We start from the raw sequence: 19,018 nt of genomic DNA, 5'->3' as shown, positions 1-19,018 counted from the left end.
GCTCTGCGGTGGACGGGCGGGCGGGTGGTGAGGGCGGCCGGGGCCGGAGGCCCCGGGCCCGGCCCGCCCCGGGGTTCTGCTGTTCCTGCTGCTTCCGCTACTTCTTCGCGGCGGCGCGGCGGCCCCGGGTGGCGGCCGGGGGCCGCCAGGCGCGCAGGTCGTCGTCGGTCAGGCCGTGCCCGCCCTGCTCGGCCCGCCGGTGGCCGAGGTCGGTCCCGACCACCTCGGCCTGCTGCTTCAGGTCGTCCAACAGGGCCTTGCGGTAGGTCACTTCGCGTCTCCCTCGACACCACTCGCCACGTTCTCGCCGGATCCCCGGTGGGCGTTGCCGACCCAGGTGTCCGGAAGCTGGATCCACTCCCCCAGGCCGGCCTGGTACGGCACGGCCACCTGCCCGAGCCTGGGCTCGCGCGAGGGGTCGGCCTGCGGGACCAGGAGCCACAGCCCCCGCCCGCCCCGCCGGGCCGCCGACGCCAGCCGGTCCAGGACGCCCATCGCGTCGTACCGGGCGAACACCCCGGCCTCCGTCAGCAGGACCGGGCCCGCCGCGCCGCCGCTCCCGTCATCGCCTTCGCCTTCGCCCAGCAGCTCCGCGATCCGCGGCTCCACGAACCCCCAGGCCGTCCGCGCGTACTCCGCGAACCGCACCGCGCCCTTCGAGCCCGGTTCTGCGGCGTCCGCCTTGAGCAGGGTCTCCCAGGTGGGCTTGGTGCCCGGCGCGACCTGCGCACGCAGGCCCTGGAGGAACAGCTCGGTCACCGAGACGGCCCGCGCGCCCAGGCGTTCGGCGCCCAGTTCCCGCACCGCGTCCCGTACGAGCTGCTGCCTCACCGTCAGCACCCGGTAGCCGTCCCGGCGGGCCGAGGCGGTGAGCCGTTCCTCCGCGCGCACCGCGCCCGCGAGCTGCGGGTCGTCCGCGTACCGGGTCACGGTGCCGATGCGGGTGGACTGCCGCCAGGCGCCCGTCGTGAGGTAGCTGGAGGCGTCGTCCACCCGCGTCGGCAGGTAGCGCAGCGTGCCCGTGTCCTCGCGCGTCTTGAGCGACAGCTCGAAGCCCGCTTCGCGCAGCGCCTTGGTGAGCGGTCCGCCGGCCGGCAGGTCGTGCGTCGTGCCGCCGCGCCCGTCCGGGACGACCAGCTCGGGGAAGCGGGCGCGGATCCGCTCGTGGATCTCCTCACCGGTCAGGCCGGGCTGCCTGCCCTCCGGCACGCCCGGGTTCCAGCGGACGAGTCCGGCCTGGGTCAGCCGCAGGGCGCGGACGAGGGGCAGGTCGCGCGGGTAGATCTCCAGGCGCGGGGTGGCGGCGGCGTTGACGGAGGTGGCGGCGGCCAGTTCGACCATGCGCCGCTCGTCCCAGTCGACCGTGCCGGGCGGCACGGTCACCGCGCCCAGCTCCGCCAGTACGGTCGTGGCCGTCGGCAGGGTGTCCAGCCTGGCGAGACGGTCGGCCGTCCTGCCGAGTCTGGTCGCGTAGTCCAGCAGACCGGGCGCGGTCGGGGTGTCCGGTGCGTCGTCCTCGCGCACGTCCAGGGCCAGCAGGCCCGCGCCGAGGGACTCCTCGGTGGCCCTGCGGTTGGGCTGGTGCTGGAACTCCGCCTCGTCGGGGACGAGTTGCTCGGCCTCGACCACGGCGCGCACGGCCGCCAGCGCCAGCGCGCGCCGCTGTTCGCGCTCGGAGAGCTGGCTGCCGCGCCGCACGGCGAGGGCGTCGGCTATCTCGACGGCGGAGGCGACGCGCCCCATGCCCGCGAGCAGGTCGAGGATCTCGTCGCGCAGGGCGCGGACGGCCGGAGCGGCCTTCCAACGCCTGCGCTCCTCCTTGAGCATCTGCGGGATGCGCCCGGCGCTGAGCCCCAGCGCCTCGGCGACGTCCTTCTGTCTGGGCCAGACCCCGATGTCCGGCAGGACTCCGTGCTCGTCGGGCAGGCGCAGCAGCAGCCGCACCATCTCGGCCTTGTTGCGGTTGGAGCCGTTGTTGTTGACCGGCGGGACGAGGATCGTGGCGAGGGCGTCGAGGCTGACCGAGCGCAGGGCGCGGGCCGACAGCCCGCCGGCGGCGTCGGCCGCCGCCAGGTCGCCCGCGAGGGCGGACTCGGCGGCGGTGAGCTGCTCCAGCTCCTCCTTCGCCTCCGCCCGGCCCTCGGGCGTGAGCGGCGAGACGGGTGTGCCGCGCAGCCTCTCGCCCCACTCCCGCTGCCGCCGCTGCACCTCGTTGCGGGTCTTGGCGCCCAGGCCCGGGGCGTTGACGAGCTTGCGGCGGCTGTAGTCGAGGAGTTCACCGACGGTGCCGATGCCCAGGCCGTAGAGGAAGGACTGGGCCGCGCCCGTGAGGCCGGAGACGGTCAGCGGGGTGTCGCGGGTGACCTCGGCGGCGAGGCGGTCGCGCTGCTGCTCGGCGGTCTCCGGCTCGGCGTCCGCGATGGCGCCGAGGGGAGCCGCCCCGGCCGTGCCGGGGCCCGCGGCGGAGCCGGTGGCGGCCGGGGCCGGGTGGCGGGTGCGGTGGCTGGAGGGGACGGCCCGCGAGGCGTCGAGGAAGACCTTGCGCCAGGCGTCCCGCATCGGCTTGAGCTCGGGGAACCGCTTGCTCACATCACGGTGCAGGGCCTTCCGGAAGAAGGCGACCAGCCCCTCGCGCACGGCCGGGTCGAACGCCTCGGCCGCGATGGTCGGGTACGGCCACTCCTTCGCGTCCGTCATCCGGGGCGGGACGCTGCCGTCGCCCCACCTGGGCAGCTCGCGGGAGGCCATCTGGTGCAGGGTGACGGCCACGGCGTACCGCTCGGCGTGGGAGTCGTAGCTGCCACGCGTGATGACGCCGACGAACGGGTCGAGGTAGCCGTCGGTGCCCGCGTCGGTGTTCTTCGCCGGGTATCCGGCGAGCGAGAAGTCGATGAGGACCAGTTCGCGGGTGCGGTTGGGGCGGATGCGGATGGCGATGTTGTCCGGCTTGATGTCGCGGTGCCAGACGCCCTCGCCCTCCAGGAAGTCGACCGCGCCGAAGAGGTAGTCGCCGTACGCCTCCAGCTGGTCGACCGGGAGCCGGCCGTCGTCGCGGAGCTGGCGGGCGACGGTCTCCTCGCGGCGGCGGGGGGTCTTGCGCTCACCCGGCTCCCCGGCCTCGTCGCGTTCGTCGCCCACGTACTCCAGCGCCAGGACGGTGCGGCCCGCGATGCGCAGCGGCTCCGGCTCGACCAGGCGGATGATGCCGGAGTGGGGACGCAGGCGGCCCATCACCTCGGCCTCGCGGACGAGGATGTCGCCCCGGCTGTCGGACAGGGCCACCTTCAGCACGGCCAGCGGGCGGGTCCTGCGCACCTGCGCCTGAAGGTCGCGGACGAGGAAGGCGCGGCTGGTGGAGCCCGTGCCCAGGCGGCGGCGGATCTCCCAGCGTCCGTCGAGCACATCGCCGGGGACGGCCTCCAGCGGGTCCTTCTCCGGCGCGGCGGCCTCGGAGGCGGTGTCGGTGGCGGCCTCGGAGGCGGGGGCGGTCAGGGAGTCCTCGACGACCTCCAGCATCTCCAGGAAGTCGTCGACACTGGACAGGCGCCGGTCCGGGCTGTACGCCGTGGCGGCCTGCACCAGCTCGTCGACGTCCTCCGACAGGCCGTCCACCAGGGAGCTGGGCCGCAGCCCCTCCCCGGTCTCCAGGCGGGCGCGCAGCTCGGCCTGGCTGGCGGCCGGGGCCCGGTCGGTGACCAGCAGATAGGTGAGGACGCCGAGGCCGTAGACGTCCAGGGAGACCGGGTCGGGGCGGAGCGCGGTCAGCTCGGGCGCGAGGTAGGGGTCCTCGTCGTCGGCCAGGTTCATCGCGGACAGGGCCGTCGGCGCCAGGCGCGTGGCGCCCCCGGCCTGGGAGGAGTCCGCGCTGCGCTGGGTGGCGATCTGCCAGTCGGAGATCTGCAGCCCCGGGCTGAGCCAGGCCGCCTCCTCCCCGGCCGCCTTCCCCGGCCCGCCGCCCGGGCGGGGCAGGACGTGGACGGAGCGGGCGGCCAGGGCCCGGTGGTGGATGCGCCGGGCGTGCGCGGAGCGCATGGTCTCGGCGAGCTGGCGGACCAGCGCCATCCGGCCGAGGATGTCCAGCTTCGCGCCGTACTGGACCAGGTACTCGTCCAGCTTCATCGTCCGCCGGTCGTAGTCGAAGACCAGCGCGGGGCCCGCCGGGTGCCCGGTCGGGAAGTACTGCCGGTAGGGGACGACGCCGGGGTGCCGGAAGCGCTGCAGGACGGCCGCCTCGCGGCGGGCGGCGTTCTCCACGGACTGCCGCAGCGAGGAGTCCGAGCCTCGCTCGCTCAGGTAGACGCGGACCCGGGCGCGCTCGGGCAGCTCGCTGTGGCGCGCCTCGTAGTCGGCCCAGGTCTGGCCGGAGTCGAAGGGGCGGCGCTCCAGCTCGTAGGGGCCGACCTTGTACTCGGCGTCGCTGCGGCGGATGCCGATCTTCTCCAGCGCGGCCTTGATCTGGCGGGAGTCGCCCGGGGAGATCCTGCCGCGCTCGTCACGCGGGGGCCGCTTGAGCAGCTCGACCAGCTCGGCGACCGTGTGGACGCCGTTCCGGTCGTGGGCGGGCAGCCTCACGCGCAGTGAGTCGTCGGTGAAGCAGACGGCCTCGCCGACCCAGATCCGCCTGCCGGGCTGCCCGGCCTGCCCGAGCAGCCCGGACAGCTCCTTGGCCTTCCTGTTGACCAGATGCAGGGGGTTGGAGTGGGTGCGGCGCCGGCCGTCGGGCGTGGTCTGCACCCAGGTGCCGCCGACGGAGGTGACCGAGCCGTGCCAGTCCTTCAGCTCGATCATGTAGACGCCGCCGGGGGCGACGACGAGCAGATCGACCTCGCGGACGTGCCCGGTGCCCGCGGTGAAGGTGAAGTTCGACCAGGCCCGCCATGGTTCGGCGTCCGGCAGCCTCTCCCGGACGGCCTCCAGGCCCCGGCGTTCGTGATCGAACTCGGACTCGGTGACCGTGGTCCACCGGCCTTCCCGCATGCGCTGTCCTCGCTCGTCGTCTCCGCCGCCCCGGCCTGCCGGGGCCGTCCGGCCGGCGCTCGCGGGCCGGTCCCCGGGCGGGATCCTAACGGGTCGGTCCGACATGGGCGGAGGGATCACGGATCACACCTATGAGACGTTCGCCCCGGCCGGCAGGGACGCCGGCCAGGGCTGGGGGCAGGGTCAGCGGCGGCGTCCGAGAGTGGGCAGCCCACCCGAGACGGTTCGCACACTGCTGCCGCGCTCCGTGATGTCGCGGAGCTCCTCCCGGAACTCCTCGGCCGCGCGGTCGTCGCCGTAATCGCCGTAATCGCCGTACGAGAACGCGTCGCCCCTGAGCGGGCGGGCGGAGTCCGGCCGCTTAACGCCCTGCCGGGCCTTGGACTTCGGGATCCGCCGGACCGCGACCGGCCGCTTCCGCCGCCCCTTCCCCGGAGAGGGGCAGGCGCATCCCATGCCGATCAGAAGCTCACACCGCGTGCATCTGGTTCCGTTCACTCAGCCCCACCCCCGAGACAGTGTTGACGCCGACATCACGTCGAGCGCCACCAACCAGCCTACGCAGGCATCAGCGGACGTCAATCCATTTGACTGAGCTTTCAGTTGAATTCTCGCCGGGCGCGCTCATCGCTCGGGGCTCAGGCCCCGCCGCACAGGCGGATCGACGGCACCGCGGAGGTTCACCGGATGATCTCGCTGCTGCTTGGGCACGGAGGCGTGGCAGTGGACGACTACACCCCCCACCCGTGGACCCTGCCGGAAATCATCTCGGGCGCCGTGATCGACGGCCTGCGCTTCTTCGACTTTCGCGGCTACCACGAACTCAACCACCGCGAACACGGATGTTCCTGACTCGGTCACTGATCGGTGCAGGTCCGGGAAGGCGGGAGGAGCCCCGGCCGTCGTACGGCCGGGGCTCCCCGATGTGGTGGGTGCCGGGCGGCGGGTGGGGTCATCCGCGCAGCGGACCGCACCACATCACGCACTCACCGGGAAACGAGCGGGTCAGCGCCGCAGGGTGAGGACACCCGGCCGCCACGGCAGCCGGTTGTAGTCGCCGCCCGCGCCGGGGGTCATGCCCTGGTAGAGGAACTGCAGGTTGCAGGGGTCGATGGTCATGGTCTGGTCGGGGTTCTCGCGGACCAGGTCACCGTGGCTGATGTCGTTGGTCCAGGTGGCACCGCTGTTGGCCTTGCCCGCGAAGGGGTTGCTCTCGCTGGTGGCCTGCGGGGTCCACGAGCCGCTCAGGCTGGAGGCCGTGAAGGAGCGGAAGTAGCGCCCGTTCGCGCCCATCGCCTCGACGATCATGAGGTACTGGTTCTGGCCCTTGACCTTGTAGACCTGTACGCCCTCGAACAGGTTGGCCTTCGTGTCGCTCATGATCGTCGTGTACGACGATCCGAAGTTGCCCGGGAAGTTCCCGAGCGGCATGCTCGCCCGGTAGATCTTGCCGTTGTCACCGGCGAAGAACAGGTACATGTTCCGGTCGTCGGCGATCAGGGTCTGGTCGATCGGGCCGGTGTCGGAGCCGGAGATGCTCCCGGTGAACAGCGGCTGCGGGGAGGACCAGCCGTTGGGGTTGGTGGGATCGCTCGACGTGCGGTAGATGAAGGGCCACTGACCCCACTGGTACGCCAGCACCCAGATGTTCTTGGGCGCGAAGTAGAACAGCGTGGGCGCCACCGCGGCCTGGTTCATCCCTCTCTGGTCGGCCGACGCCATGTCCGACCAGTTGGTGAAGGGACTGAACATCATCGAGCCGTACGACGATCCCGAGTAGTTCGTCCCGTAGACCAGGTACCTGCCGTTGTGCTTCACGGCGGTGAAGTCCTTCACCGCGGCCCACCCGTGGGCCGGCTGCGCCAGCGCACCCGTCGACGTCCACCGGTACGTCGACGGCAGGGAGCACGTGCCGTCCGTCGGCGGCGTCCCGGACAGGCCCGTCCACTTCTGGTTGCTGCCGCCGTTGCACGTCCAGATCTGCACCGCCGTGCCGTTGGCCGTCCCGGCGCTCGCGGCCTCCAGGCAGAGCCCGGACTCCACGCCGACGATCGTGCCGTCGGAGTTCACCCGCCACTGCTGGTTCGCACCGCCGGAACAGGTCCAGATCTGCACCCGGGTGCCGGGCGCGGTGGCGTGGTCCGGGACGTCCAGGCACTTGTCGCCGTACACGGTCAGCCGGTTGTCGTCCGTGAGCGTCCACTGCTGGTTGCTCCCGCCCCAGCAGTCGTAGATCTGCAGTTGCGTGCCGTTGTCCGTGTTGCCACCCAGCACGTCGAGGCACCGGTTCGAGCCGGCGCCGCGTAAGGCGCCACTGGTGGCGGCCTGGGCCGACGGGGCGACGAGCATCGCCGCCAGCGCGGCCAGGGCCGCGACCGCGGCGGCGAGCGCCGCGGTCGGACGTCTGCGGATGGAACTTCCTCTGTACATGGGGGCTCCCCCAACCTTGAGTGGGTGGTTCCGGTCGGTCTCTTCGGAGGCCGGCCGGACTGTCGGTGCAGTGCGGTCAGCGTGCGCACCCGGGCGCGGCTGCCGGGGAGGACCGGGTCGGCCGGTGGGATGTCCTGCCGCTCGGGCGGTGGGGCGACGACACCCACCCCCCTCCGGCATGGCCGCGGGACCTGTCCGAGGGCGTGCTCGGCGCGGGAGGGCCGCGCCGGCGGCGAGGCCGGTCGGCGGCCGCCGGCTCGCGGCGGAAGGGGAAGGGTTCATGAGGCCGTGGCATACGCATGCGCCAGGCTCCTTGCGGCTCGGCGTTCGTGGGGGGTGCGACCCGGAGATGCCCTTGCTGCACGGTGAGCACCTCCAACGCGTTCGAAATACCGAACGACGGTCGAAGTATCGAGCAACCTGAATGATAGGGAACCGGTGGACGACGTCAACACCTCTCGCATGCGCCGCCCCCGACGACGGAACATCCCCGGGACTCACGGGGAGGCGGTGTCCGCCCTCCGGGAGGCCGCGACAAGGGCCCCGGGCGGGATGTCGGGCGAAGCCGGGCCCCGGGACGGACCTCAGCCGGTTCCGCTCCGGGGCAGTCCGCCGCGTCCCCGGATGCTGCTGGACCGGCCGAAACCCAGAAGCCGGGCTCGGCTCGGCCTACGGCCCTCCAAGGGCTCGCCGCCGGCTCATTGGCGACCCGGAGTCCCTGCCGCCGAGCGGCGTCGAGGTCTGCCACGGGCCGCCCTCCGCGGGGGTCATGTCCGCCGCCCGCCCGTACTGTCGGCCAAAAGCCGCACCAGGACGGTCGTCGACGGCGACCGGGCCCTCGACGAGACGGTGGGGAGCCGGTCGCCGTGCGGCTGCCGCGCGATCGGGGGGTGTTCACACCAGGAGCGCAGGCAGCCCCGTCGGGGCAGGGTGACCAGAAGGGTCCCCTGCCCCGACGGGGCTCGGTCGGCCGGGCTGCGGGTTACCGGCACCCGGCCGGGGCGGGTGCCGTGTGCGGCGCTCTCCGGCTCAGCCGAAGTTCACGTCGCTGCACCACATGTATGCCTGGTCGAGGTGCGAGGCCTGCCAGATCACGAACAGGATGTGGTGTCCGGTGTAGCCGGAGGTGTTGACGTTGAAACTGATGTCCTGCGCCGGGGCGAAGCGGCCGGTCTGCGTGATGAAGTCGAGGTTGCCCCAGCCCAGGGTCTGGGTCTTGGGGTCGAAGCCCTGCTTGCTCACGTAGACCCTGAAGTAGTCGGCACCGTGGGACGCCTGGTCGTGCAGCCGGACCGTGAAGTTGTTGCTGACGTTGGTCGTCTTCCACGCCCCGGGCCTGTTCAGGCTGGCGTTCCGCGAGAGGTTGTTGCTGCAGAGCGTTCCGTCGGGGGTCCGCGCCTGGAACTGGCCGCCGAGGCCGTCGCGGAGCGCGCTCATCCAGTTCCACATGGTGTCAGGGTTGGCCTGGAACGCCTGATAACACATGGGGTCCTGGGTCTGCATGGCCGGGTTCGTGTGGTTGCTGCCCCACGTCTTCCAGCACTGGTACGCGCGGGAGGCGGGGTCGACGATGGTGCCGTGAGCCTGGGCGGGGGCCGACCAGGTCAGTGCGCCGACGACCACGGCGAACAGCATGACCAGCGCCTGGAGGGGCCGGCGGAGGGCCGTCCGGGAACGTCCGGTTAATGGGCTCTTCTTACGCATGTGGGGGGAACTCCTTCCAGTTACGATGCACCATGGGAGCGCTCCCAACAGTACGGCTTCTGAGTGAAATGTCAATGAAACAAACGGAGTTGATCACATGAGGGGGCGGCGAGCAGGGGATCTGCCGGGAGTCGGGAGCCAGAACCCCACCCCGGACCGCCGGCCGGGCCGTAGGGACATCGTCTCCCCCGTGACGAATGGTCATTACGGGGTCTTGCAGATCCTCCGGACCGGTGGGGGAGACTGCCCCCACGACCGTCCGCCCGGTCCCGGGCAGCACCACACCGAGCGGGTCGACCGCCCCCCATCGAGATGAGGTCTCATGAACCGAAACCGAGCCGCTGTCAGCGCGGTCGCCGTGACCCTGTTAGCCGCCGGCCTCACCGCCGGCCCGGCAGCCGCCGCAACCGCCGAGGCCAAGGCCCGTGTCGGCGCCGACTGGGCGACTCAGTCGATCGTCTTCACCGCCGCTGCGGGACAGGTCAACGACCTCAGCATATTCACCATGTACACCAGTGACGGGATCCGGCGGATCGGCTTCAGCGACGTGGTCCCCCTCGCGCCGGGCGACCACTGTGCCTACTCCAGGCCCGAGGACACCACCTCCGTCGTCTGCGAACTGCCCGCCGACAGCCCCCGGCCCGACAGAATCGACGTCTTCCTCGGCGACGGCGACGACACGATCGCCGCCTTCACACCCGGGATCGGCACCGTCAGCGGCGGTCCCGGCGACGACGAACTGCACGCCCACACCGCACGCACGGTGCTGGGCGGCGCGGGGAACGACATGGTCATGGGACCCGCGGCCCTGCACGGCGGGGACGGCATGGACCACCTGATGGGTGACAGCGGCAACCAGCGGATGTGGGGCGGCCGGGGCGACGACATGATCGAGGGCTACGGCGGTGACGACATCGTGTACGCCGGCCCCGGCGACGACCACGCCATGGGCGGGGACGGCCACGACATCCTCCTCGGTGGACCCGGCAACGACACACTGGACGGCGAAGGCGGCGACGACCTCGTCCGTGGTGGCGCCGGAAGGGACAACCTCGAAGGCGGCCCCGGCCGCGACATCGTCCTCCCGTAAGCGCGCCCCATGCTCGAAGGCCCCTGGGCCGCGTCGCGATCAGCGTCGCGGGCGCCGGGCCACCACCGTCGGCGACCCGCCACCCGAACCGTGTCACACCGCGAACGCCACGGGCGGAGGGTCCCCGCGTGACACGAGGTGACCCGGCGGAACCGGGCCGTCGAACCTGACGGCCGGGGAGCGGAGGTGAGTCTCCGGGCTGCTCGGCTCACCCGCCCTCGCGAAGAACCGGCAGGCCGGCCGCGTCCACTGGTTTGGTCGGCACGCTCCCGCTCACCGGAGCCTTCGTCATCCCGCCCCACTACGACGGAATGCGTCTGAGCGCACTCAGACGCATTCCGTATGACCCCGGTTGGCCGGGACCGGCGATGCCGTCGGCGACGAGCTCCGCGGGGCGGTCCCGGCGACTCCGCGGCAAGGCCGCGTCGCGCACATCACGGCACGCCGCTTCCGTCGGTCCTGCCGTGGGGAGCCGGGCGTCACACGGGCGTCCGGACTCCGGGCGAGGCCCTCGCACCGCGGTGGGCACCAGGGGCGCTTCGCGACAGAACCGCAGGCCGGGCCGCCTCCGCGGGCGGAGCGGCCGTTCCATCCGGTGGATGGCCGGGAACAGGTCGAGCGCGGTGCCCGGCTCGGTGAAACCTCAGGTCAGGGGCGCTTCGGGGCGGGCTTGAGGACGGCGACGCACTCCACGTGGTGGGTCATCGGGAACAGGTCGAAGGCCCGCAGGAAGTGCGGGACGTAGCCCTCCTCGCGGAAGTACGCCAGGTCGCGGGCGAGGGCGGCCGGGTCGCAGGCGACGTAGGCGATCCGGCGCGGGCCGAGGGAGGCCACCTGCCGCACCGTCTTCCGGCCGGCCCCGGAGCGGGGCGGGTCGAGGACGACGATGTCGGCCTCGGTGATGCCGGTGCGCGGCAGTACCTGCTCGACGTTGCCGCGCTCGACGCGGACGCGGTCGAGGTCGGCGAGGTTGTGGCGGGCGTCCTCCACCGCGCGCCTGGAGGACTCGATGCCGAGCACCGCACCCTTGTCCCCGACGCGCTCGGCCAGGGCTCCGGCGAACAGCCCGGCGCCGCAGTACAGGTCGAGGGCCATCTCGCCCTTGCGCGGCGTCAGGCCGGTCATCACGGCCTCGACCAGCAGTTCGGCGGCCTTGGGGTGGACCTGCCAGAAGCCGCCCGCGCTGATCCTCCAGGTGCGGCCGACGGCGCGCTCACGGACGAAGGGGCGGCCGTGCACCCGGTGCACGGCCCGCTCGCCGCCGCGCTCCGCGCTGCGTCCGCGGGGCTCCTCGCCCCGCAGCACCGACACCGGCCGGTCCAGCTCCACCAGGGGCAGGCGCCCGCCGGGGCGGGGTGTGAGCACGACCTGGCGGTCGCCGGAGCCGGTGGCGGCGGTCGCGTCGACGGTGGCGATCTGCGGCCACCGGCGCTTCTCGACGCCCAGCTCGCTCACCTCCGGCGCGGCGATCAGGCAGCGGTCGACGGGCTGCACCTCGTGGGAGCGGTGGCGCAGCAGCCCGGCGCGGCCCTCGTCGTCCACGCTGTAGTGGACGCGGGTGCGCCAGGCCGGGACCTCGCCCTTGGGCACCTTGTCGCCGGGGGCGGGCTCGACGGTGCCGTCCCAGCCGGCGTCCTCGGCCGTGAGCCCCGCCAGCCGCGTCAACTGTTCGGCGATGACGGAGGCCTTCAGCCGCCGCTGGGCTCCGGGGGCGGCGTGCTGCCAGTCGCAGCCGCCGCACAGGCCGGGGCCGGCGAACGGGCAGGGCGCCTCGACGCGGTCCTTGGAGGGCTCCAGGACCTCGACGGCGTCGGCGCGCAGGAAGCGGGAGTCCTCCCGGCCCTCGGTCACCTTCGCGACGACCCGCTCGCCGGGCAGGGCGTGGCGCACGAACAGCACACGCCCCTCCTCGGTGCGGGCGATGCAGTGGCCGCCGTGCGCGACGGGGCCGATCTCGACCTCGTACTCCCGGCCCACCAGCGACGGTGCGGTTTCGGGGGACGCGGCGGGGGGTGTTGCGGGGGGCATGGGGAGCGGCTCCAACGGACGGCGGGGCGCATGGACGGCAGTCCTCCAGCCTACCGGTCCGCCCGGGTCACTCCTGTCGCCCGTCGCCCTCCGGCCGGCCCGCGGGCCGGTCGGGGCCGACGGGGCCGCGGCGCACCGCGCCGGGCGCGCTCCACTCCGAGCGCCTGCGCGCCCTCAGCCGGGCGCGCTCGGAGGACTCCAGCTGGTAGGGCACGGAGGTGACCATCACGCCGGGGGTGAACAGCAGGCGGCCCTTGAGCCGCAGGGCGCTCTGGTTGTGCAGGAGCTGCTCGTACCAGTGGCCGACGACGTACTCGGGGATGTAGACGCTGACCACGGCGCGCGGGTTGCTGCGGCGCAGGCCCTTGACGTACTCCACGACCGGCCTGGTGACCTCGCGGTAGGGGGAGTCCAGGGTCTTCAGCGGGATGTCGATGCCGCGCCGGTTCCACTCCTCGAACAGGGCGCGGGTCTCCTCGGGGTCGACGTTGACGCTGAGGGCCTCCAGGACGTCGGAGCGCATCATCTTGGCGTACGCCAGTGCCCGCAGGGTGGGCCGGTGGACCTTGGAGACCAGGACGATGGAGTGCACCCGCGAGGGCCTGGCCATCTCCTCCCGCCCGGCCTCGGCAGGCAGCGCCAGCTCCTCGGCCACCCGGTCGTAGTGGCGGCGGATGGCGGTCATCATCGCGTAGAAGAGCGCCATGCCGATGAGTGCGACCCAGGCGCCGTGGCTGAACTTGGTGACCAGCACCACCACCAGGACCAGGCCGGTGAAGAAGGCGCCGAGGGCGTTGATGGCGCGGGAGCGCCTCATCCGGCGGCGGGCCGCGGGGTCGGTCTCCTGGGCGAGGTGGCGGTTCCAGTGCCGGACCATGCCGGTCTGGCTGAAGGTGAAGGAGACGAAGACGCCGACGATGTAGAGCTGGATCAGCCGGGTGGAGTCGGCGTCGTAGGCGTGGACGAGCACGCCCGCGAAGACGGCCAGCAGCACGATGCCGTTGGAGAAGGCCAGCCGGTCGCCGCGGGTGTGCAACTGGCGGGGCAGGTAGCGGTCCTGGGCGAGGATCGAGCCGAGGACGGGGAAGCCGTTGTAGGCGGTGTTGGCGGCCAGGAAGAGGATGAGCGCGGTGGCCGCGGCGACCAGGAGGAAGGGGAGCGAGCCGTTGCCGAAGACGGCCGCGGAGACCTGGGCGATGACCGGGTCCTGGTGGTAGTCGGGGCCGGCGGGGCGGCCGTCGATGAGGATGTCGGTGGCGGGCGTCTCGGACATCTTCACACCGGTGGCCAGGGCCAGGGCGATGATGCCGCCGAACATGGTGGCGGCCAGTCCGCCCAGCAGCGCCAGGGTGGTCGCGGCGTTGCGGCTCTTGGGGCGGCGGAAGGCGGGGACGCCGTTGCTGATGGCGCCGACGCCGGTGAGGGCGGCGCAGCCGGACGAGAAGGCCCGCAGGAGCAGGAAGAGCAGGGCGAAGCCGGTCAGCTCGGCGGTCTCGGCGCTGACCTCGTATCCGGCGCTGGGCGCCGACATCTCGTCACCCAGGACCAGGCCGCGGAAGGCGCCCCAGGCGATGGTGCCGAGCACACAGGCGACGAAGAGGTAGGTGGGGGCGGCGAATATCGTGCCGGACTCGCGTACGCCGCGCAGGTTCAGCACGGCCAGCAGCGCGATGACCGCCACCGCCGTGCCGGTCTTGTTCTCGGAGACGAACGGGATGGCCGAGGCGAGGTTCTCCACCCCGGCCGCGACCGACACGGCCACCGTCAGGACGTAGTCCACCAGCAGGGCCCCGGCGACGGTGAGCCCGGCGCGGGGGCCGAGGTTGACGGTGGCGACCTCGTAGTCGCCGCCTCCGGAGGGGTAGGCGCGGACGTTCTGCCGGTACGACGCCACCACCACGAACAGGAGCACGACGACGGCGAGGGTGATCCACGGCCCGAAGCGGTAGGCGGAAAACCCCGCGATGGAGAGCACCATCAGGACCTCGCCCGGCGCGTACGCGACCGATGACAGGGGGTCGGAGGCGAAGACCGGGAGGGCGATGCGCTTGGGCAGGAGCGTCTGGGTGAGCCGGTCGCTGCGCAGCGCACTGCCGATCAGGATCCGTTTGGACACGTCGGTCAGCTTGGACACGCAGAGGATCGTAAGCCTCACCTGGCCGGCCCACCCAACCGCCGCCGGGCCGGAGTGCGGCAGGTCACGGCGGGAAGGCGGGCCCCGGGCGCCACTCCCCGCGAGTTGCGGGAGGTGGGGGCGGGGCCAAGCATGGCCGTATGGCGGAGAGGACGGACCGGCACATGGACGGCGGCGGCGAGGACGGCGGTACGGACCGCACCGGCGGTACCGGCGGGAGCGGGAGCACGGGCGGGCAGGGGGGAGGGCCCGCGGGCCGGCCGCTGCGCTGCCTGGTCACCGGGGCCACCGGCTACATCGGCGGCCGGCTGGTGCCCGAGCTGCTGGCCGCGGGCCACACCGTGCGCTGCCTGGCCCGCACCCCGGCCAAGCTGCGCGACCACCCCTGGGCGGAGCGGGCGGAGGTGGTGCGCGGCGACGTCACCGACGCCGCGTCGGTGCGCGCGGCGATGGAGGGCATGGACGTCGCCTACTACCTGGTGCACTCCATGGGCGGCGGCTCCCGCTTCGAGAGCACCGACCGCGAGGCCGCGCGGATCTTCGGCGAGCAGGCCCGGGCGGCCGGGGTGGGCCGGATCGTCTACCTGGGCGGGCTGACCCCGGCCGGGGTTCCCGAGGAGGAGCTCTCCCCACATCTGCGCTCCCGCGCCGAGGTGGGACGGCTGCTGCTGGCCTCCGGCGTGCCGACCGCCGTGCTGCGGGCGGCGGTGATCATCGGCTCGGGTTCGGCGTCGTTCGAGATGCTGCGCTATCTGACCGAGCGGCTGCCGCTGATGGTCACCCCGAGCTGGGTGCGCACCCGGCTCCAGCCGATCGCGGTGCGCGACGCGCTGCGCTACCTGGCCGGCTGCGCGTCGCTGCCGCCCGAGGTGAACCGGACCTTCGACATCGGCGGCCCGGAGATCCTCACCTACCACGACATGATGCAGCGCTACGCCGCGGTGGCCGGGCTGCCCAGGCGGGTCATCGTCCCGGTGCCGGTGCTCTCCCCCACCCTGTCCAGCCACTGGATCGGCCTGATCACTCCCGTCCCGCGCGCACTGGCCCGGCCGCTGGCGGAGTCGCTGCGGCACGAGGTGGTCTGCGCCGAGCACGACATCGCCCGCTACGTCCCCGACCCGCCCGGCGGCCTGCAGGGTCTGGACCAGGCGCTGCGGCTGGCACTGAAGCGGATCAAGGACGCGGAGGTGGCCACCCGCTGGTCCTCGGCCTCCGTCCCCGGCGCGCCCAGCGATCCGCTGCCCACCGACCCGAACTGGGCGGGCGGCAGCCTCTACACCGACGAGCGCGAGCGCACCGTGGCCGCCTCGCCGCAGGCGCTGTGGCGGGTGATCGAGGGCATCGGCGGTGAGAACGGCTGGTACTCCGCGCCGCTGGCCTGGGCGGTGCGCGGCTGGCTGGACCGGCTGGTGGGCGGGATCGGGCTGCAGCGGGGGCGGCGGGACGCCGAGCGGCTGCGTGCGGGCGACTCGCTGGACTTCTGGCGGGTGGAGGAGATCGAGCCGGGGCGGCTGCTGCGGCTGCGGGCGGAGATGCGGCTGCCTGGGCTGGCCTGGCTGGAGCTGCGGGCGGACCGGGGGCCGGGCGGGGAGACCGTCTACCGGCAGCGGGCGCTGTTCCACCCGCACGGTCTGCTGGGGCAGGCGTACTGGTGGGGCGTTTCGCCGTTCCACGCGGTGGTATTCGGCGGAATGGCGCGCAACATCGCCTCGGCGGCCGAGGCGGGGGCCGCGGGTGTCGGGCGGCGGCGGTCGGTCACCTCCGGGGCGGGCTCCCGTCCGGGTGGTGGCGCAGCGCGGCCAACTCCTCGTTCATGGCTGCCAGGAAGCGCACGACGGCGTGGAGTTCCGCGTCGCTGAAGCGCTGCCGCACGGCGTCGGTGGCACGCGCGAGGGGACGGAAGTACTCGCGGGCCACCTCCCGGCCCCGAGGGGCGTAGTGGAGGTGGACGATTCTGCGGTCGGCCGAGTCCCGGGTGCGCCGGATGTGGCCCGCGCGTTCCAGGCGGTCCAGGCAGGCGGTGACCGCGCCGGAGGTGAGCTGGAGCCGTTCGCGCAGCAGCCCGGGGGTGACGGGCCCGTCCCGCTCGCCGTCCAGGATCTCCACCAGGGCCTGGACGTCGGTGGGGTGCAGGCCGTGGGAGTGGGCGAAGTCGTGCGCCATGCGGCTGAACTCGCCGTTCATGCGGCGCAGCAGTACGGCGAACGCCTGGAGCCCGGTCGGACCGCCGTCGGGGCCGGCGGGGGGCTCGGCGACGGCGTCGGCGGGTTCGCCGGCCGGTCTGCCGGTGGGGTCGTCTGAGTCGTGCACTCCCCCACGATATACAGTCTTGATCGTCAAGTTTCTCAATGAAAAAGATTTAAGCCCGCGCAGGCGGTGCCCACATCCTTCGGTTCAGGGGAGTCGATGAAACCCACACCGCGTTTCCTCAGGTGGCTGGTGCCCGCCGCGCTGATCGTCGTCTGGCTGGCGGTCGGCGGCGCCTTCGGCCCGTACGCCGGGAAGATCAGCGAGGTCTCCACCAACGACCAGGCCTCCTTCCTGCCCGAGAGCGCCGAGTCGACCAAGGTGATCGAGGCTCAGGAGGACTTCCGGACCTCCGAGACCGTGCCCGCCATCATCGTCTGGGAGGCCGACGAGGGCGGCATCGACGCCGGTCAGCGGCAGCAGGCCGAGCAGGCGCTGGCCGAACTGGCCCAGGCCCCCGGCGTCGCCGGCCGCCCCTCGCCCGTGCAGCCCTCCCAGGACGGCGAGGCCCTGCAGGCCGTCCTCCCGCTCTCCTCCGAACTCGACGAGGGGATGGGCGACGTCATCGACGCCATCCTGGAGACCGCCGGGCAGGTGGAGGGCGCCGGGGCGTACGTCGCGGGCCCGGCCGCCACCCAGGCGGACCTGTCCGAGGCGTTCGCCGGTATCGACGGGCTGCTGCTGGGCGTGGCGCTCAGTGTGGTGCTGCTGATCCTGCTGCTGGTCTACCGCAGCGTGCTGCTGCCACTGGCGATCATCCTCGGCTCGGTCTTCGCCCTCGCGCTGGCCACCGCGATCGTCTACTTCCTGGCCGAACGGGACGTCGTACGGGTGGACGGCCAGGTGCAGGGCATCCTGTTCATCCTGGTCATCGGCGCCGCCACCGACTACGGGCTGCTGCTGTCGGCCCGCTTCCGCGAGGAACTCGCCCACAGCGGCGACCGCGTGGGCTCCGCGCGGACCGCGCTGCGCCGCTCCCTGGGCGCCATCGTCGCCAGCGGCTCCACCGTCGCCCTGGGCCTGCTGGCCCTGCTGCTGAGCGATCTGCGCAACAACCGCGCCCTGGGCCCGGTCGGCGCCATCGGCATCGCCTGCGCGATGCTCAGCGCCCTGACCTTCCTGCCCGCGGTGCTGGCGGTGCTCGGCCGGTCCGCGTACTGGCCCGCCCGCCCCAAGCCGCCCGCGGACCCCTCCGACCCGTCGGCCGCCCGGGGCGTGTGGGGCCGGGTGGCGGCCCTGGTGGACCGCTCCCCGCGCCGGGTGTGGGCGGTGTCCCTGGCGGGCCTGGCCGTCGCCGCCGCGTTCTTCCCGGCCCTGTCGTCCACCGGCGTGCCGACCAAGGAGATCTTCGTCGGCGGGGCCCAGTCCGTCACCGCCCAGGAGAGGCTCAACGAGCACTTCCCCGGCGGTTCCGGCAACCCCGCCGTGATCATCGCGGACGCCGACCGGGTGCGGGAGGTCACCGCCGCCGCGCAGGACACCGAGGGCGTCGCCTCGGCCGCCCCGGTCACCTCCTCGGGCCGCCCCGGCGGGGGCGAACCGCTGGTCGTCGACGGCCGGGTGAGCGTCCAGGCCACCCTGTCGGCCGGGGCCGACTCCGACGAGGCCCTGGAGACCGTCGAGCGGCTGCGGGAGTCGGTGGGCGCGGTGGACGGCGCGGACGCCCTGGTCGGCGGCTACACCGCCCAGCAGCTCGACAGCCGCGACACCGCCCGCGAGGACCGCGCGCTGATCATCCCCGTCGTCCTGGTGATCATTCTGGTCATCCTGATCGGGCTGCTGCGGTCGGTGGTGATGCCCGTGCTGCTGGTGGCGACCGTGGCCCTGAACTTCCTGGCCACCCTGGGCATCGCCGCCCTGGTCTTCGAGGGCCTCCTCGGCTACAGCGGCACCGACCCCTCCATCCCGCTGTACGGGTTCGTGTTCCTGGTCGCCCTCGGAGTGGACTACAACATCTTCCTGATGACCAGGGTCCGCGAGGAGACCCTGCTGCACGGCAACCGGATGGGCGTGCTCAAGGGCCTGACCGCCACCGGCGGAGTGATCACCTCGGCCGGGGTGGTGCTGGCCGCCACCTTCGCGGCGCTGGTGGTGATCCCGCTGTCCTTCCTGGTCCAGATCGCCTTCATCGTCGCCTTCGGCGTGCTCATGGACACCGTCCTCGTGCGCTCCCTGCTCGTCCCGGCCCTCGCCAGGGACATCGGCCCGGCCGTGTGGTGGCCCAGCGCGCTGAGCCGCCGCGGCCAGGAGACGAAGACACGGCCCGGAGGGGACCGGGAGGGGCGCCCCGCGCCGGACGCCGGGTAGCGTTACGGCGCAGGACAGATCGGCAGGTGCCCCGGTCGGGGCGGGAAGGATGACGCGCGATGCGGGCCCGGGTCGTCACGGCACAGGAAGGCACGGGGTAG

12 protein-coding genes are annotated in these 19,018 nt (G+C 73.1%); 4 read left to right on the top strand and 8 right to left on the bottom strand.

The genetic code is table 11. The annotated features are described in order from the left end of the window. Positions 1 to 97: 97 nt before the first annotated feature. The 3 genes from ACW69E_RS22135 to ACW69E_RS22125 form a co-directional block, all read right to left on the bottom strand. Positions 98 to 271, bottom strand: coding sequence for a hypothetical protein (locus ACW69E_RS22135; RefSeq protein WP_457500024.1), 174 nt, complete (start codon positions 269 to 271; stop codon positions 98 to 100). After that, on the bottom strand, positions 268 to 4,977 hold the full coding sequence (gene pglW, locus ACW69E_RS22130) for a BREX system serine/threonine kinase PglW (RefSeq protein WP_457500023.1): 4,710 nt from the start codon (positions 4,975 to 4,977) through the stop codon (positions 268 to 270). Before pglW ends, ACW69E_RS22135 begins: the two co-directional genes overlap by 4 nt. Positions 4,978 to 5,160: 183 nt before the next feature. Continuing rightward, positions 5,161 to 5,475 carry a hypothetical protein gene (locus tag ACW69E_RS22125; RefSeq protein ID WP_457500022.1) on the bottom strand — a complete coding sequence of 105 codons (315 nt, stop codon included), beginning with the start codon at positions 5,473 to 5,475 and terminating at the stop codon, positions 5,161 to 5,163. Positions 5,476 to 5,664: 189 nt separating this feature from the next. Between ACW69E_RS22125 and ACW69E_RS22120 the strand changes: the two genes are divergently transcribed. Beyond that, the gene (locus ACW69E_RS22120) at positions 5,665 to 5,829 is read left to right on the top strand and encodes a hypothetical protein (RefSeq protein WP_457500021.1); all 165 of its coding nucleotides are present in this window, start codon (positions 5,665 to 5,667) and stop codon (positions 5,827 to 5,829) included. A gap of 153 nt (positions 5,830 to 5,982) precedes the next feature. Here the strand turns inward: ACW69E_RS22120 and ACW69E_RS22115 are convergent, their stop codons facing one another. Together ACW69E_RS22115 and ACW69E_RS22110 are read right to left on the bottom strand one after the other, a co-directional pair. Continuing rightward, positions 5,983 to 7,407: a non-reducing end alpha-L-arabinofuranosidase family hydrolase gene (locus ACW69E_RS22115; RefSeq protein ID WP_457500020.1), complete on the bottom strand. Its 1,425-nt coding sequence runs from the start codon at positions 7,405 to 7,407 to the stop codon at positions 5,983 to 5,985. Positions 7,408 to 8,436: 1,029 nt separating this feature from the next. After that, positions 8,437 to 9,042: a lytic polysaccharide monooxygenase auxiliary activity family 9 protein gene (locus tag ACW69E_RS22110; RefSeq protein WP_457500066.1), complete on the bottom strand. Its 606-nt coding sequence runs from the start codon at positions 9,040 to 9,042 to the stop codon at positions 8,437 to 8,439. A 391-nt stretch (positions 9,043 to 9,433) separates the two neighbouring features. Between ACW69E_RS22110 and ACW69E_RS22105 the strand changes: the two genes are divergently transcribed. Then, positions 9,434 to 10,201 (top strand): calcium-binding protein, encoded by a 768-nt coding sequence (locus tag ACW69E_RS22105; protein ID WP_457500019.1) that lies wholly within the window; start codon positions 9,434 to 9,436, stop codon positions 10,199 to 10,201. A gap of 648 nt (positions 10,202 to 10,849) precedes the next feature. Here the strand turns inward: ACW69E_RS22105 and ACW69E_RS22100 are convergent. Further along, on the bottom strand, positions 10,850 to 12,229 hold the full coding sequence (locus tag ACW69E_RS22100) for a class I SAM-dependent RNA methyltransferase (protein ID WP_457500018.1): 1,380 nt from the start codon (positions 12,227 to 12,229) through the stop codon (positions 10,850 to 10,852). A 67-nt stretch (positions 12,230 to 12,296) separates the two neighbouring features. Next, positions 12,297 to 14,363: an APC family permease gene (locus ACW69E_RS22095; protein WP_457500017.1), complete on the bottom strand. Its 2,067-nt coding sequence runs from the start codon at positions 14,361 to 14,363 to the stop codon at positions 12,297 to 12,299. A gap of 164 nt (positions 14,364 to 14,527) precedes the next feature. Here ACW69E_RS22095 and ACW69E_RS22090 point away from each other — a divergent pair, with 164 nt between their 5' ends. Next, entirely contained in the window at positions 14,528 to 16,222 is a 1,695-nt protein-coding gene (locus ACW69E_RS22090) for an SDR family oxidoreductase (protein WP_457500065.1), read from the top strand. Here the strand turns inward: ACW69E_RS22090 and ACW69E_RS22085 are convergent. Continuing rightward, entirely contained in the window at positions 16,119 to 16,673 is a 555-nt protein-coding gene (locus tag ACW69E_RS22085; RefSeq protein ID WP_457500016.1) for a MarR family winged helix-turn-helix transcriptional regulator, read from the bottom strand. The genes ACW69E_RS22090 and ACW69E_RS22085 overlap by 104 nt on opposite strands. A gap of 96 nt (positions 16,674 to 16,769) precedes the next feature. Here ACW69E_RS22085 and ACW69E_RS22080 point away from each other — a divergent pair, with 96 nt between their 5' ends. Beyond that, positions 16,770 to 18,917 (top strand): MMPL family transporter, encoded by a 2,148-nt coding sequence (locus ACW69E_RS22080; RefSeq protein WP_457500015.1) that lies wholly within the window; start codon positions 16,770 to 16,772, stop codon positions 18,915 to 18,917. Positions 18,918 to 19,018 lie beyond the last annotated feature (101 nt).

The sequence above is a fragment of the Streptomyces sp. SS8 genome, assembly GCF_054072955.1.
Note: the sequence above shows the minus strand (reverse complement) of the source record. Positions and strands in the feature narration are given on the sequence as shown.